Source organism: Brevundimonas sp. NPDC058933, assembly GCF_049315965.1.
Taxonomy (GTDB): Bacteria; Pseudomonadota; Alphaproteobacteria; order Caulobacterales; family Caulobacteraceae; genus Brevundimonas.
On the sequence record NZ_JBMOSL010000001.1, the window covers coordinates 970,542 to 986,867 of the forward strand.

The window sequence follows — 16,326 nt, forward strand, 5'->3', positions numbered from 1 at the left end:
CGCCAGCATAAGGCGCGAACGGCCGGCTTAGCTCAGTTGGTAGAGCGCCAGTTTTGTAAACTGGATGTCGCGGGTTCGATTCCTGCAGCCGGCACCATTCCCCCAGAACCGCCAGTTGGGCCTGGACGTCGCCTCCGGATGATCCAGGGTGGCCGAAACGCGCCTTCCTCATGAGCATCCATGCATGGCGACGATGAGAGTCGCGTCGACGCCCCGTTCTTCATCTATCGACCGGACGTCCGGGATTGACCTGATAGACCCAGAATGAGGGTCGGATAGCATCGCCCAGTATCGTGAGGCGAGACTTGAGCATGCAGCCGTCAATCGCACCCAGACGTTTCTGGCTTGGCAGTACGGCCCTGAATGTTCGCGGACTATGGTTACTGGGTTCGTTCAGGATAGCCAGCGCCACCCTGGGGCTTGCACTATTGGCGTCCGCACAGGGGGCGTCGGCCCAGGTGCAGGCGCCGCTGCCGACGGGAGGCGTGTTCGTCGCCGGTCAGGGCGTGATCAGTCAACCGTCCGACACCAGCCTGGCGATCAGACAGGGCTCCGCCAGAGGGGTGATAGACTGGCGCGCCTTCTCCATCGCCGCCGGCCACAGCGTCACCATCGATAATGGAAACGGAGCGACGCTGAACCGCGTGCTCGGCGGCCAGATTTCCCAGATCGACGGGCAGTTGTCGTCGACCGGCTCCGTCTATCTGATGAACCCGCACGGGGTGATCGTCGGCGCCGGCGGTCGGGTCATCGCCGGCGGCGATTTCGTCGCTTCCACGCGTCAGATGGACATGGACGCCTTCCTGTCCGGCGGTCCGCTCCCCGTATCCGGATCAACGGCGGGCGGGATCGTCAACCGGGGCAGCATCGTCTCGAAATCCGGCAGCGTGGTGATGATCGCGCGCTCGATCGAAAACCATGGCACGATCGAGGCCGCCAACGGTCGCGCCACACTGGCGACCGCCGACGACGTGTTGCTGGCCAGCACCAACGACAAGGACGGGGGCCTCTACGTCTCGACCGGCACGGGCGGCGGCGACATCACCCAGGACGGGCGAATCCGCGCGGCAGCCGTTTCGTTGCAAGCGGCGGGCGGCAACATCTACACCCTGGCCGGAAATCGCGACGGTCTGATCCAGGCCACCGGTTCCAGCACCATCGACGGCCAACTCTGGCTGACCGCCCCCAAGGGCGAGATCATCGTGCAGGGCGGGCTGGCGTCGACCCGCATCGACGGCGGCGGCGGCCAGATCGGCATCAACGGCCGCGACGTCGTCCTGGCTTCCGGCGCCGTGCTCGACGCGCGCGGCGCGGCGGGCGGTGAGATCCTGATCGGCGTATCCTCCTATGGCGAAGGTCGCGACCTGGCGGACAAGACCGTCATCTCGGACGGCGTTTCTATTCTGGCCGGCGGGCCAGGTGGTCCGGGGCGCATCGAGACCTCGGGCCTGAAGGTCGAAATCGGCGCCGCGACCATTCTGCCGGGTGCGGGCGGAGAATGGCTGCTCGACCCCACCGACCTTGTCATCGACGCCGCCGCCGCCTCTACCATGGTGGCCAGCCTCGACGCCGGTTCGAACGTGGTTCAGGAGACGGCCAGCGGCTCGGGCGGCGCTGGCGACATTACCGTCGCGGCTCCCATCATCTGGACGGGCGCAGGCGACCTGACGCTCAACGCCTTCCGCAACCTCGACATCAACGCCGCCATTTCCGGCGGCGGCTGGTTCACATTCAGCGCGGGGGGGATGTCGTCGTGGCCGCGCCGGTGACGGCCTCGGTCATTCAGACGGGGCTTCCCGCACTGGCCGGCGTCGCGGGAACCGTGACCATCGCTCCGGGAGGATCGCTCGCCGCCTCAGGGGGCGTGGGCATAGCAGCGGCGTCCTTCGACAATCAGGCGGGCGCAGGCGCAATATCGTCGTCATCGAACTGGTTCGTTCTGGTCGACGACCCCGCCTCGGCGACTCTGGGCGGGCTGGTTCCGGACTTCTACCAGTATGCGTTCACGGGCACTGCGGCGACGACGGGCGACGCCGTCCTCTTCCGCGCCGCTCCGACAGCCAACGTTACGATCGGGGCGGTCACCAAGAGCTATGACGGCACGACAACCGCCTTCCTGAACAGTTCGAACACCACCGTCACCGGCCTGCTCGGCGGCGACCAATGGACGCTGGACGGCGCATACGCCAGCAAGAATGCGGGCACGGGAATCGCGATCACCGGCAGCAATTTCCAGGCGACGAACGGCGGAATCCCTGTCTACGGCTATGCCGTCAATAGCCCCATCTCAGGCTTAGGGGACATCACCCCGGCCATCCTGACCGCCGCGATCATCGGCAATCCCACCAAGACCTACAATCGAACCGCCACCGCCTCGCTGACGACCGCGAACTTCGACGTCTCGGGCGTGGCGGCGGGCGAGACCCTGACCATCAACGGCGCCTCATCGGCCGCCTACGATTCCGTCAACGCCGGCGCCCGCACGGTCACAGCCTCGCTGGCCCCGACCAATTTCACCGTCGGCGCCGGCGTCGATCTGAACAACTACGTCCTGCCCACATCCGCCAGCGGCGCCGGGACGATCAACCCCGCGCAGCTTTTGTTGAGCGGCATAATCGCCAACGACAAGGTCTATGATTCAACCACGACCGCGACGCTGAACACGAGCGGGGTCAGCGTTTTCGGCGCCTTGTCAGGCGACGATGTGACGCTGGATGCGAGCGGGGCTGCGGGCACGTTCGCCACGAAGAACGTCGGAAGCGACATCGCCGTCGCCGCCACCGGCTTCAGCCTGACAGGTTCCGCCGCGGGCAACTATGTCGTCGCCCAGCCTTCCGGCCTCGCCGCCGACATCACCAAGGCCAATCTGGTGATCAGCGGAATTACAGCCAACGACAAGGTGTACGACGGAACCACGACCGCGACCGTCGACCTGTCCAACATCACGGCCGCCGGCCTTTTCCAGGGTGACAGCATCACCCCTGTCGCTTCGCCCGGCGGCTCCATCCTTTTCGCCTCGAAGAATGTCGGCGCGAACATCCCCGTCACGATCAGCGGCATCAGCCTGACCGGGCCGGACGCCGGCAACTATGACCTGCAACTCAGCACCGGACCGCTGAGCGCGGACATTACAGCCCGTCCTCTTGCTGTCGATCTCACCGGCTATCCCGCCAAGATCTACGACGGCACAAATCTGGCTCGCCCGGGCCTGACCGATTTCACCTTCAGCAACCTGGCGCCCGGCGAAAGCATCTCGATCTTCCAGGCCGCCGGGGCGACCTATGCCTCGGCAAACGTGGGCGTCTGGGCCGTGAACGTGGACCTCACGCCGCAGGACTACATCGCGGCGACCAACACGCTCCTGTCGAACTACATCCTGCCCACCTCCGCTACAGGCATGGGCGAGATCACCCCGGCGATCCTGTCCATCACCATCATCAACAACCCGACAAAGGGCTATGACGGCAACGCCAACGCCAGCCTGACGCCCTCGAACTTCACGGTCAGCGGCTTTATCGGGACCCAGGGGGCGACCGTCACCCAGACCGCGGGCCAGTACGCCTCGTCAAACGCCGGCGTGTGGAATATCACGGCCGCGATCGACGCCTCCTATCTGAACGGCGATCCCGGCACCAACATCGCCAACTACGTCCTGCCGTCGAACGCCCAGGGTCCGGGAACCATCACGCGGATCACGCCGAACATAGGGATCTTCGCCGGGATCACCGGCAACCCGACAAAGACCTATGACGGCAACACGATCGCGACGCTCACGCCGACCGACTACACCGTGTCGGGCTTCATCCCGGGCGAAGGCGCCACGATCACCGAAACCGTCGGCCAGTACGACCTTGCGGACGCGGGACAGCGGTCGGTTCTGGTCTTCCTCGACTCTGGCGACTGGATCGCCAATCCGGGCACCAACCTGGACAACTACAATCTGCCCACCGACGCCACCGGTCTGGGGACGATTCTGCGCCGGCCCTTCTCTGTTTCGATCGTGGGAGACCCCACGAAGATCTATAACGGGTCCACGCTCGCGCTTGTGGGTCCAAGCAACTTCCAGTTCAACAACCTGGTGGCGGGCGAGACCGTGTCGATCTCTCCGGTCGTTACCGGCGTCTACGACAGCCGCAACGCAGGCGCGCGAAATATCCTGGCCTCGCTGGCGCCCTCGCAGTTCATCTTCGGCACGGCCAAGGCGTCGAACTACATCCTTCCGATTGAAGCCTTCGGTCCCGGGACGATCGTCCCGGCCCCCCTATTCGTCCTGAACGTCACGGCCCAGAACAAGACCTACGACGCCACGACCACGGCCCTTCTGAACACAGGTTCGGCCGATCTGTTCGGGGTGGTCGCGGGCGATGACGTCCTGCTGAACGTGGGCGCCTCGACGGGCGTCTTCGCCACGGCGAATGTGGGCGACGATATTGCCGTCTCGACCAGCAGCTTTACCGTGTCCGGTGCGGATATCGGCAACTATATTCTCAATCAGCCGGCGAACCTGAGCGCCGACATCACGCCGCGCGGCCTCACGGTCGCGAATGTCGTGGCCCTCGACAAGTTCTATGACGGGACGACGACCGCCAGCCTCGATCTGTCCGCCGTCAGCCTCCAGGGCGTTCTGGCGGGCGACCTTGTCGGGCTCGGCTCCACAAGCGCATCCGGCGCCTTCCGCCAGACGAACGTGGGCGTCGATCTTCAGGTTCTGATCAACGGCTTCGCCCTGACAGGACCAGGTTCGGGCAATTATTCGCTGAGCCAGCCCTCCGGCGTCGTGGCCGATATCATCCCGCGAGCGCTGACCGGCGCCGTCATCGGCAATCCGACCAAGACCTACGACGGCGCGACGACGGCCAACCTCACCGCCGGCAACTACAGTCTGAGCGGCTTCATCGCCGGCGAGAGCGGGACGATCACCCAGTCCTCGAACGGTCGATACGATTCCGCCGACGCCGGAGCGCGCATCGTGACCGCCGATCTGGTCGTGTCGGATTTCGTCGCGGGCGCCGGCACGCTGCTGTCGAACTACAGCCTCCCCACCAGCATCAGCGGGGCCGGCACGATCAATCCCGCCGCCCTCTACGCCGCCATCATCAACAACCCGACCAAAATCTACGACGCCACGACGGCGGCGCTCCTGGGCGCAAACAACTACCAGCTGCTGGGCTTCGTCTCTGGCGAAGGGGCGACCGTCAGTCAGACCGCAGGCCTTTACGACACCAAGAACGTCGGGGCGCGCTCCGTAACGACCACGCTGGGCGCGGGCGACTTCACGGGCACGGGCTCGACCAATCTCGCCAACTACGTCCTGCCGACATCTGCGAGCGGCACCGGAACCATCACGCCAGCCCAGGTGCAGGTGATCAACGTCACCGCTAATGACAAGGTTTACGACGCCACCACCCTGGCCCTTCTGAACACCGGGTCCGCATCCCTTTCCGGCGTGCTCGGCGCCGACGCGGTCAGCGTCGTATCGGGCGGCGCCAGCGGAGCGTTCGCCACGAAGAACGTGGGAACCGCCATCCCCGTCACGGCGGCCGGATTCGCCATCGCAGGCGCCGACGCCGCCAACTACACGGTGCTTCAACCGGTCGGACTGTTCGCGGACATCACGCAAGCCAACCTTTCGCTGGCCTGGGTGCGCAAGATCTATGACGCCACCACCGCCCTTCCGTCCGCCAGCAGCGGGTATGGCCTGTCGGGCGTCTTCACCGGCGACACGGTGACGGTCGACACCAGCACGATCACCGGGGGATATGACACCAAGAACGTCGGCGGCGCCCTGAGCGGCGACACCGTCATCGGCGGCAAGGTCATCAACCTGGCCGGACTCCAGATCACGGGGGCTGACGCCGCCAACTACATCATCTCGCCGGACATCTTCGGGCAGGCCATCGGCGTCATCACGCCCGCTGATTTGCTGGTTATCGGCGTCACCGCCCAGAACAAGGTCTACGACCAGACGACAGCCGCCGTCCTGGATAGCACGGGCGCCGGGCTGCAGACCGTGCTCGGCAGCGATGTCGTGGATCTCGACACGGGCTCCGCCACGGGAAACTTCGTCGACGCCAATGCGGGAACCGGCATCGGCGTGACCGCATCCGGCTACACCATCGGAGGGGCGGACGCGGGCAACTACACCCTGATCCAGCCTCAGGGCCTGACCGCCGACATCACCCCGGCGCCGATCACCCTGACCTCTGTGACCAAGGTCTACGACGGCACGGTGGGCCTGCCCACAGCGGGCTCGGCCTACGGATTCACCGGCGTCTACAGCGGCGACGCCGTAGTCGCGGACACCGCCGCGATAAGCGGCTTCTATGGCGACAAGAACGTCGGCGGCGCCTTGAGCGGCGGCGTCGTCTCGGGCGGCATCAATGTGACGCTGGACGGCCTGGCCCTCACGGGGTCGCAGGCCGGAAACTATTTCGTCGCCCCCGGGGTCGTCGGGGCGCCGATAGGGGTCATCACGCCAGCGCAGCTGCTGGCCGCAATCATTGGCGACCCGACCAAGGTCTACGACACCCTGACCACGGCCACGCTGACATCGGCAGACTACAGCCTGAGCGGCTTCGTCGCGGGCGAAAGCGCCACGGTCACCGAGACGGCAGGCGTCTACGACACCAAGAACGCCGGTTCGCGCACGGTCACAGCCATTCTGGATTCAAGCGACTTCACCGCAGGCGCCGGCACCCTGCTGAGCAACTACATCCTGCCGGTATCCGCTAGCGGCGCCGGCGCCATCACCCCTGCCCCCGCATCGGTCATCGGCGCGGTCGCACAGAGCAAGGTCTACGACGGGAACACGGCGGCGATCATCGACAACGCCGCCACCACCCTGGGCGGCCGGTTGGGATCGGACGATCTGAACCTCGTCCTGACCACCGTCGGCCAGTTCAACGACCGAAACGTCGGCGTGGCGAAGCCTGTGACGACGACGGGCTACACCCTGGGCGGCGCGGACGCCGGCAACTACATCCTTTCACAACCCACCTACCTGACGGCGAACATCACCCAGGCCCTGCTGACCCTGCTGCGGGTCGAGCGTGTCTACAACGCCCTGACCAACCTGCCGACAGCGGCGTCGGCCTACACCTTGGGCGGGGTGGTCGGCAGCGACGTGGTGACGGTCGACACCTCGGGCATCAGCGGAAGCTATGCCGACAAGAATGTGGGCATCAACAAGAGCGTGTCCCTGTCCGGCCTGGCGATCGCGGGCGCCGACGCCGGCAACTATTCGATCACGTCGAGCCTGACAGACACCATCGGCGAGATCACCAGCGCCAGCGTCACGCTGGATGGCGTCCTCGCCTTGACCAAGATCTACGACGGCACGGTCAATCTCACGCTGGACAATGGCGGGACTGTCGTGGCGGGCACGCTGCTCACAGACGATCTCGGGGTCGACAGCGCCGCCTCGACCGCGAGCTTCCCCTCGGCAAACGTCGGCAGCTACCTGGTCAACGCCAGCGGCTACGTGCTGACAGGCGTTGACGCCGGGAACTACGTACTGATCCAGCCGACGGGCATCTCGGCGGTGATCGATCCCAAGTCGTTGACCGCGAGCATCATCAACAATCCTGCCAAGGTCTACGACGGCGCGACAGCCTCGATCCTGACGGGCGGCAATTTCCAGATCGACGGCTTCATCGCAGGCGAAGGCGCCGCTGTTACACAGACCGTCGGAACCTATGACAGCAAGAACGCCGGCGGCCGCACGGTCACCGCGAACCTGGGCGCAGGCGATTTCACCGCCGACGGCGGCACCCTGCTTTCCAACTACATTCTGCCAACCAGCGCATCGGGAGCGGGAACGATCACGCAGAAGGCGTTGACCGCCGCGATCATCGGCGATCCGACCAAGACCTACGACGGCACACGCGCGACGGTCCTGACGGGCGGGAACTATGAGCTGACCGGCTTCATCGCCGGCGAGGGCGCGACCGTCACTCAGGCCAGCGGCCAGTACGATTCTCCGAACGCCGGCTCGCGCACGGTCGTCGCCACGCTGGGATCATCCGACTTTACGGCGGATACCGGCACCCTGCTGGCGAACTACAGTCTGCCGGTCCTCGCGACCGGGGCCGGCACAATCACTCCCAAGGCGCTGATCGCCGCCATCATCAACAATCCGAGCAAGATCTACGACGGTGGCGTCGCCGCCTTCCTGAACAGCGGCAACTATCAACTTCTGGGCGTCGTCACCGGCGACAGCGTCACGGTCGATCAGTCCGACGGCCTCTACAATTCCCCGAACGCAGGCCCCCGTTTGGTCACCGCGACGCTTTCCACCGGCGACTTCAGTTTCGGCGGTGGAACGCTGGCGTCGAACTACGTGCTGCCGACCACCGCATCGGGCGCGGGAACGATTGATCCCAAGGCCCTGACCGCTGCGATCATCAACAACCCGACGAAATCTTACGACGGCACGACCCGCGCTGTCCTCACCAGCGCCAACTATCAGCTCAACGGCTTCATCGCGGGCGAGAACGCCACAGTGGTCGAGGCTGAAGGCCTTTACGACCAGAAGAATGCCGGCTCGCGCTCCGTGACCGCGACACTCCTCGCCGGTGACTTCACAGCGGACAGCGGCACCCTCCTGTCCAACTATATCCTGCCCACCACCGCATCTGGCGCGGGCACGATCGACCCCGCCCAGTTGCTGGCCAGGATTATCGGCGTGCCGACCAAGATCTATGACGCCACGACCTTGGCCACGCTGGCGGAAGCCAACTTCCGCCTTGTCGGCCTGGCGCCGGGCGAGACCGTCACGGTCGGCGAGACGGCAGGCATGTACGCAGCACCCGATATCGGCGTCCGCAACATCACGGCAACGCTCGACAGCGGCGATTTTTCCGCCGGAAGCGGCGTGCTGCTCTCCAACTATATCCTTCCTACCACCGCCGAAGGACCGGGGATCATTACGGCCCGACAACTGATTGCGGCGATCATCAACAACCCGACCAAGGTCTACGACGCCAATTCGCTGGCCACCTTGTCGGCATCCAACTTCCAGCTCAGCGGCTTTGTCGCCGGACAGGGCGCAACCGTCACCGAAACGCGCGGACTGTACGATTCAGCCAATGCCGGAACGCGGGGCGTCCTGGCCGCGCTCGGCAGCGCCGATCTGGTGGCCGATCCCGGCACCAGGCTGTCCAACTACATCTTGCCGCCCGTGGCGACGGGCACGGGAACAATCACGCCGGCCCCGCTCAACGTCGTCATCACCAACAATCCCACGAAGACCTACGACGGGCTGACCACCGCCCTGCTCGGTGCGGACAACTTCAGGGTCACCGGCTTCCTCGATGGCCAGGGGGCGTCCGTGACCCAGACATCGGGGGCCTATGCCGACCCCAACGTCGGCCTGCACCTCGTCACGGCAGATCTGGCTGCAGAGAATTTTGCGCCCAACGCCGGCACCCTGATCTCCAACTACGCCGTCCCCGCGAATGCGGTCGGCCTCGGGACCATCACGCCCGCGCAGCTGACCGCCATGCTGGTCGGCGTCCGCAAGACCTATGACGCCTCGACGGCGGCCCTGCTCACGCCTTCGAACTTTGTCCTTTCCGGTTTTGCGGCGGGCGAAGGAAGCTCGGTGACCCAGGCCAGCGGCCGGTATGCGTCGCCGAACGCAGGGACCTGGGCCGTGACAGCCACGCTCGCCAACGGAGACTTCTCGCCGACCGCATCGACCCGGCTTTCCAACTACATCCTGCCGACGATCGCTTCGGGAACGGGCGTGATCGACCAGGCGATGCTGACCGCGATCATCACGGGCCGCCCGATCAAGACCTATGACGGCACGGCCGGTGCGACGCTGACCTCGGCCGATTATACCCTCGACGGCTTTGTCGCAGGACAGGGCGCGACCATCACCCGGACCGTGGGCGTCTACGACTCCAGGAACGCCGGCGAGCGCACGGTCACGGCCGCCCTCGGCGCGAGCGACTTCACGGCAGGGTCCGGCACCCTTTTGTCCAACTACGTCTTGCCGACAAGCGCGTCCGGAGCGGGCCAGATCAACCCTGCCGCTCTCGTGGCGGCGATCATCGGCGACCCTCGCCGGCCGTACGACGGCACGACAACGGCCTATCTCCAGTCGTCCAACTTCCTGCTGACCGGACTGGTGGGCGGCGACGTCGTTTCGGTCACACGGGATCGAGGTCTCTACGACGGCAAGGACGCGGGGTCTCGCGGCGTATCAGCCACGCTGACGGGCGTTGACTTCGCTGCGGGGTCCAGCACGCTTCTGTCCAACTATGTGTTGCCGACATCGGCCGCCGGCGGCGGAACGATCGACCGCGCGATCCTGACCGCATCCATCGTCGGCTATCCATCCAAGCGCTTCGACGGGACAACGACCGCTACGCTCACGCCCGAGAATTATGCGACGGCCGGCTTCGCTCCCGGCGAGGGCGCGGCCATCACCCAGACGGTCGGCCAGTACGACAGCGCGGCGTCCGGCTCCCGAACGGTCACCGCGCAACTGAGCGATCCGAACTTCGTCGCCGACAGCGGCACCCTGCTGTCCAACTACATCCTGCCGACGACGGCGGAGGGTCCGGGGGAAATCACGTCGTCGACCGGACCGATCGCGCCGGACTGCCTGACGGATCCATCCGAAGCCTGCCTGACGCTGGAACTCGCCTATACCATCGGCAATCCTCGCACCTTCATCCCCTATCCGTCGGAAGAGGGGCTGTATCTCGGCCGGACCAACGGCTTCGGCGATCTAGGGGTGGTGATCACGCCAATGACGATCGAGCAATCTCCAACGAGCGAGACAATAGCCAGCGGCGCTCCAGTCCTGAATTCCACCGATCAGGTGCTCATCCAGGGCGACCGGGACAAGCGCTGGACGCTGAGATTCCAGGCCCCGCCCGCAACCATCAACCTCGGCGGATTGCAGCCTTGAAACATAAAATCCTACTCCTGTCGGCCGCCGCGTTCATGGCGACGCCCGCCGTCGGCTGGGCGCAGGATTTCGAGCGCGTCATTCCGGTCCCTCCGGCGCCGCGACCGAGCCCGCAGGTGCAGGCCCCGGCCCCGCCGCCCCCTCCCGCGAACGATCCGACGGTTCTTGCCCCCGCCCTCAACGGACTGGTCTTTGTGCCCGGCCTGGCCTCATTCGAGCCCCGGGGCGTAGATGCGTCCTACGTGCCGAACGGCGAGGTCGCTGCGCCGGGCCTGCCCCTCCTTTCAAGCCCAGGGTTCGCCGCTGACATGGCGCCCTTTCTCGGCCGCCCCCTGACCCGATCGACCCTGGAACAGATCACGGCGGCCGTCCGTGAAACCTACGTCGCTTCCGAACGCCCCTTTCTCGAAGTCAGCGTTCCGGAACAGAATATCCAGAACGGCATCGTCCAGATCGTCGTGACGGAATACCGACTGGGCGAGGTCCGGGTCTCGGGCGCCAATCATTTCTCGGACAGCCTGATCAGGCGCTACGGCAATCTCCAGCCGGGCGAGGTTCTGACCCTGCCTCGAATGCGTCGGGCGCTGGACGACTTCAACCAGAACCCCTTCCTTGCGGTCGACGCGGTGGTCCAGCCCGGCGAAATCACCGGCTATAGCGACGTCGTGGTCGAGGCGAAGGACGAACGTCCCATCCGCGTCTACGGCGGCTATGACAACCAGGGCGTTCCCAACCTGGGCAGGGCCGAATGGAACATAGGCTTCAACGCCGGTAATCTTTTCGGCGCGGGCCAGATCTTCTCCTATCAGTACACACGCAGTTTCACGGGTCGGTATCAGTCGCACTCGTTCAGCGACGTCATTCCCATGCACGGCGGCACCCGCCTGCTTCTGTTCGGCGCCTATGCGGAACAGAAGCCCGAGATCGCATTCGGATTCGGCAGCGAGGGCCATTCAGCCCAGCTTAGCGGCCGATTCTCGCACCGGCTGGAAGATATCGGCCGCGCCAGCCAGACCTATCAGATCGGACTGGACTACAAGAACGTCGACAACAATCTGGAATTCCAAGGATTCCGGCTACTTCGCACCAATGTGGAGATTGTGCAGTTTCCCTTCATCTACAGCCTGTCGATTCCGGACGATTGGGGAAGCACGGAGATCGAGAACCTCGCGGTCTTCTCTCCAGGCAATGTCACCGTGCACAACGGGGATGAAGACATTCGAGCGCTCGTGCCCGGTTCCGACGCGACCTATGGCTATGATCGGTTGACGGTCACGCGAACCACCCGCCTGCCTGGCGACGTCACCTGGATCGTGCGCGGCCTGGCGCAGATCGCCAGCACCAACCTGCCCTACAGCGAGCAGATCGGCGCCGGGGGGCTGGGGACGGTACGCGGCTATGACAGCAACACGGCCTTGGGCAGTCAGGGTTACCTGCTGAGCACGGAGTTGCGTGCGCCGGCCTTCAGCTTCGTACGTCTGTTGGAGCGCGACAGTCCTGTTCGGGACAGTCTGCAACTCGGCGTATTTTTCGACTACGCGGACGTCGATCAGAGGACGGCCTTTCCCGACCTGCTTCAGTCAGGCGCCGAACTGGCCAGCGTCGGTTTCAACATCCACTACAATTTCCAAGACGCGTTCGCCGTCCAGTTCGAAGTCGGCCACCAACTGCGCCGCGCGCCCGGCGCCGATGATCGACACACCCTGGCCGCCGTCGTGGTTTCAATGGGATTCTGAGACGGACAGGCGATCCGATCGTCAGCCCCCGGACGGATGCGCGGTCGTGACCGCTGACGTTGAGCCTCACGCGCGAGCCTTGAGCTTGACCAGGGCGGCGAAAGGCTGTGAAACGCGGTGATCGCAGGGTTCACTCCCCAGCAAACGGGCTTGTTCGTCCGCACCTCCCCTCTCCGGCCGCCTCACTTCTCCCATGTCAGAGACGACCAACAAGCTGGGCCACAAGATCGGCAAACGCGGCGCGCGCACCCGTCGCGCCATTGTCGACGCCCTCCGCGGCCTTCTGACCCAGAGGCACCTGGGAGAGATCCGCGCAGCGGACGTGGCGCAGGCCGCTCAAGTGTCGGCGCCGACCTTCTACACCTATTTCAAATCCGTCGAGGAAGCGCTTCTGGTGCTGTGCGAGGAGGCTGGCGAGGATTTCCAGCGGCTGTCGTCGCACATCCACGCCGACTGGTCTGGCGACCGAGCGTTTGAGGCGGTGCGCACCTATGTCACCGAGGTCCTGGCCCTTTGGGACGAGCACGGGCCCGTCCTGCGGGTTGAACACATGCTGGCCGACAAGGGCGAGCCCGCCTTCGCCGAGAGCCGCATCCGACGACTGCGACGGCTTCACCTCGCGCTGGAGCGGCGCATCGCCCAGGCGCGCGCCAGCGGATATCATCCCGAAGGCCTCAACCCGCGCCTGACGTCCTATGAAACGGCCAACCTGGTCGAATCGGTCGCCGCCGGCTTCGCCCTGATGCGGCGCGCCGACACGGCGGAGGCCATTATCGACACGACCGCGCACATTGTCGTCAAGCTGACGACCGGACGCTGAAGACCCCGTCGGCCTCTCACCCGCCGCCGAGCGCTACGGCGGTATGGTAGACGATGAAGGCGCCCAGGTAGGCCAGGCCGAACATGTAGCCCACCATGATCAGGGTCCACTTCAGCGAGCCCGTTTCGCGGCGCACGACGCCGATGGTCGGGAGGCATTGAGGCGCGAAAACATACCAGGCCAGGAAGGCCAGACCCGTGGCCAACGACCAGTCGGCGGACAGGACCGAAGCCAGGGCGCCGACATTTTCCTCGGCGCCGGCGACGGCGTAGACCGTGCCCAGAACCGCCACGGCCACTTCGCGTGCGGCCATGCCGGGCACCAGGGCCACCACCATCTGCCAACTGAAGCCGATGGGCGCGAAGATAGGCTGCAGCGTCTTGCCGATCATGCCGGCGAACGAATAGTCGATGGCCGGTCCCGTCGCGCCTTCCGGCGGATAGGGGAAGGTCGACAGCGCCCAGACGATGATCATCAACGGCAGGATGATCTTGCCCGCGCGACGCATGAAGATCTTGGCGCGCAGCCACAGATTGAAGAGCACGCTCTTGATGTCAGGCGTCTTGTAGGCGGGCAGCTCCATCATGAAGGGCTCGACCGCGCCGCGCCAGAAGACCTTGCGGATCACCACCGAGACCAGAAGCGCGCTGATGATGCCGCTGGCGTACAGCCCGAACATCACCAGCCCTTGCAGACTGACGAAGCCCCACACCGTCTCGTTCGGGATGAAGGCCGCGATGATCAGGACATAGACGGGAATGCGCGCCGAACAGGTCATCAGCGGCGCGATCAGGATGGTGGTCAGGCGGTCGCGCTTCGCCTCGATCACCCGCGTCGCCATGATGCCGGGGATGGCGCAGGCGAAGCTGGACAACAGCGGAATGAAGGCGCGGCCATGCAGCCCCGCCCCGCCCATGATCTTGTCCATCAGGAAGGCCGCGCGGGCCATGTAGCCGAAATCTTCCAGCACGATGATGAAGAAGAAGATGATCAGAATCTGCGGCAGGAAGACCAGAACGCTGCCGACCCCGCCGATCAGGCCGTCCACGATCAGGCTTTGCAGCAGGCCGTCTGGCACGACCGCCGCCACCCAGCCGCCGACCAGGGCGAACAGAGCCTCAATGCCGTCCATCGCGGGTGTGGCCCAGGTGAAGACGGCCTGGAACATGACGAACAGGACGCCCAGCAGGATCGCCAGACCGGCGACCGGATGCAGCAGGACGCTGTCGATCTTGCCCGTCAGGGTATCCGGCCGTTCGGGCGGACGCACGCACGCCTTGACGATGCGCTCGGCCTCGCGGTGCGCGACGCGGATTTCGGCGGCGGACGGCGCGTGCCATTCACTGTGGGTCTCGCCCACCGCCAGATCAGCCTGTCCTTGAGCGGCGGCGACCAGTTCGGCGATGCCGCGCTTGCGGGTCGCCACCGTCGTAACCACCGGCGCGCCGATCTCGGCTGACAGCCTCTCCAGGTCAATCCTCAGACCTTGACGCTGGGCGATGTCGTACATGTTGAGGGCCAGCACCATCGGCCGTCCGACCTGCTTCAGCTCCAGCGCCAGACGCAGCACCAGCCGCAGGTTGGTGGCGTCGGCGACGCAGATGACCACGTCCGGCGGCGTTTCGCCCGGCAGGGTCCCCAGGACCGCGTCACGGGTGACTTCCTCATCCAGACTGCGGGCGCGCAGGGAATAGGTGCCGGGCAGGTCCAGCACCGACAGGGTGCGGCCATCGGCGGCGGTGATCCGCCCCTCCTTACGCTCGACGGTCACGCCGGCGTAGTTGGCGACCTTCTGATGCGCGCCGGTCAGGGCGTTGAACAGGGCGGTCTTGCCGCTGTTAGGATTGCCGACCAGGGCGATACGGGCGGTGCGAACGGCCATGTCCATCAGAGGGCTCCCCCATCAAGACGAATGGTCAGACTGGCCGCCTCATGCCGACGCAGGGCGACACGCATGTCGTCCACCCTGATGGCGATGGGATCGCGTCCGAACAGGCCTTCGTGCAGCAGTTCGACCTGGGCGCCCTCGACGAAGCCGAGCTCCAGCAGGCGACGCTCCAGTTCGGCCTCATGCTCATGGTGGTGGCCCTGGACGCCGACCTGAACGATGACGCCGCGATCACCCCGTCGGGCCTGGCTGAGTTTGATGGTGTCGGTCATGGCGCTCATTACGACGGCGGTCGCGCCGTTCATACTTTATGAAAGCGACTATCAGCCGCACGCCTTGCGCGTCCAGTGGCGATAACGCGCGCCCTTGGGACCAAATGCCCATCGGCAAGTCGCGCGGTCCAGCTTAAGGAGGTCATACGATGGAGCCCGCTATGCGCAATATTTCGATCCTGTCCGCTGTCGTCGTCTCGATGGGCCTCTCGGGGTGCGGCGACAACACCCCGCCTGCGACCGGAACGCCCAAGGCCCCGCCGCCCCCCGCCCTGACCGAGGCCGAGAAGGTCGCGATGCTGGCGACGCTGCCCGCTCCCTACAGCGCCGGTGATCTGGAAAACGGCCGCCGCGTCTTCGCCCGCTGCCGATCCTGCCACACGATCACGCCGGGTGGACCGAACATGACGGGCCCCAACCTCTATGGCGTCTTTGGCCGTGCGGCCGGGTCCGACGCCAAGTTCAGCTATTCTCACGCCATGCGGACGGCGGGCTTCAGCTGGGACGCGGACAAGCTGGATCACTGGCTGCAGAACCCGCGCACCTTCCTGCCCGGCAACAAGATGACCTATCCCGGCCTGCCCGACGCCACGGACCGCCGCGACGTCATCGCCTTCCTGAAGGTCGAGACGGGCTTCAAGCCGGAAACGGCGAAGGCCGCCGCTTCCGCGACGGCCCCGCTTTCCTGA

General features: G+C 65.5%; 7 protein-coding genes and 1 tRNA gene. 6 read left to right on the forward strand and 2 right to left on the reverse strand.

Going from position 1 to position 16,326, the window contains the following annotated elements:
* Positions 1-21 precede the first annotated feature (21 nt).
* The 5 genes from ACOZBP_RS04755 (at position 22) to ACOZBP_RS04775 (ending at position 13,477) form a co-directional block, all read left to right on the forward strand.
* Positions 22-97: transfer RNA gene (locus ACOZBP_RS04755), tRNA-Thr, on the forward strand.
* Between the two features lie 331 nt (positions 98-428).
* The gene (locus tag ACOZBP_RS04760; protein WP_422675252.1) at positions 429-1,769 is read left to right on the forward strand and encodes a filamentous hemagglutinin N-terminal domain-containing protein; all 1,341 of its coding nucleotides are present in this window, start codon (positions 429-431) and stop codon (positions 1,767-1,769) included.
* Positions 1,754-10,921 (forward strand): YDG domain-containing protein, encoded by a 9,168-nt coding sequence (locus tag ACOZBP_RS04765; RefSeq protein ID WP_422675253.1) that lies wholly within the window; start codon positions 1,754-1,756, stop codon positions 10,919-10,921. Before ACOZBP_RS04760 ends, ACOZBP_RS04765 begins: the two co-directional genes overlap by 16 nt.
* The gene (locus ACOZBP_RS04770; RefSeq protein ID WP_422675254.1) at positions 10,918-12,657 is read left to right on the forward strand and encodes a ShlB/FhaC/HecB family hemolysin secretion/activation protein; all 1,740 of its coding nucleotides are present in this window, start codon (positions 10,918-10,920) and stop codon (positions 12,655-12,657) included. The genes ACOZBP_RS04765 and ACOZBP_RS04770 overlap by 4 nt, the downstream gene beginning before the upstream one ends.
* Positions 12,658-12,850: 193 nt before the next feature.
* On the forward strand, positions 12,851-13,477 hold the full coding sequence (locus ACOZBP_RS04775; RefSeq protein WP_422675255.1) for a TetR/AcrR family transcriptional regulator: 627 nt from the start codon (positions 12,851-12,853) through the stop codon (positions 13,475-13,477).
* 16 nt (positions 13,478-13,493) lie between these two features.
* Here the strand turns inward: ACOZBP_RS04775 and feoB are convergent, their stop codons facing one another.
* Positions 13,494-15,365 (reverse strand): ferrous iron transporter B, encoded by a 1,872-nt coding sequence (gene feoB, locus ACOZBP_RS04780; RefSeq protein ID WP_422675256.1) that lies wholly within the window; start codon positions 15,363-15,365, stop codon positions 13,494-13,496.
* On the reverse strand, positions 15,365-15,637 hold the full coding sequence (locus tag ACOZBP_RS04785; RefSeq protein ID WP_422675257.1) for a FeoA family protein: 273 nt from the start codon (positions 15,635-15,637) through the stop codon (positions 15,365-15,367). Before ACOZBP_RS04785 ends, feoB begins: the two co-directional genes overlap by 1 nt.
* Positions 15,638-15,798: 161 nt before the next feature.
* Here ACOZBP_RS04785 and ACOZBP_RS04790 point away from each other — a divergent pair, with 161 nt between their 5' ends.
* Complete coding sequence (locus ACOZBP_RS04790; protein WP_422675258.1) at positions 15,799-16,326, forward strand: c-type cytochrome; 528 nt, start codon at positions 15,799-15,801, stop codon at positions 16,324-16,326.

Coding starts and splice junctions, on each gene's coding strand:
- ACOZBP_RS04785 (WP_422675257.1), bottom strand. CDS start 15,637: ATGACCGACACCATCAAACTCAGCCAGGCCCGACGGGGTGATCGCGGC.
- feoB (WP_422675256.1), bottom strand. CDS start 15,365: ATGGACATGGCCGTTCGCACCGCCCGTATCGCCCTGGTCGGCAATCCT.
- ACOZBP_RS04775 (WP_422675255.1), top strand. CDS start 12,851: ATGTCAGAGACGACCAACAAGCTGGGCCACAAGATCGGCAAACGCGGC.
- ACOZBP_RS04790 (WP_422675258.1), top strand. CDS start 15,799: ATGCGCAATATTTCGATCCTGTCCGCTGTCGTCGTCTCGATGGGCCTC.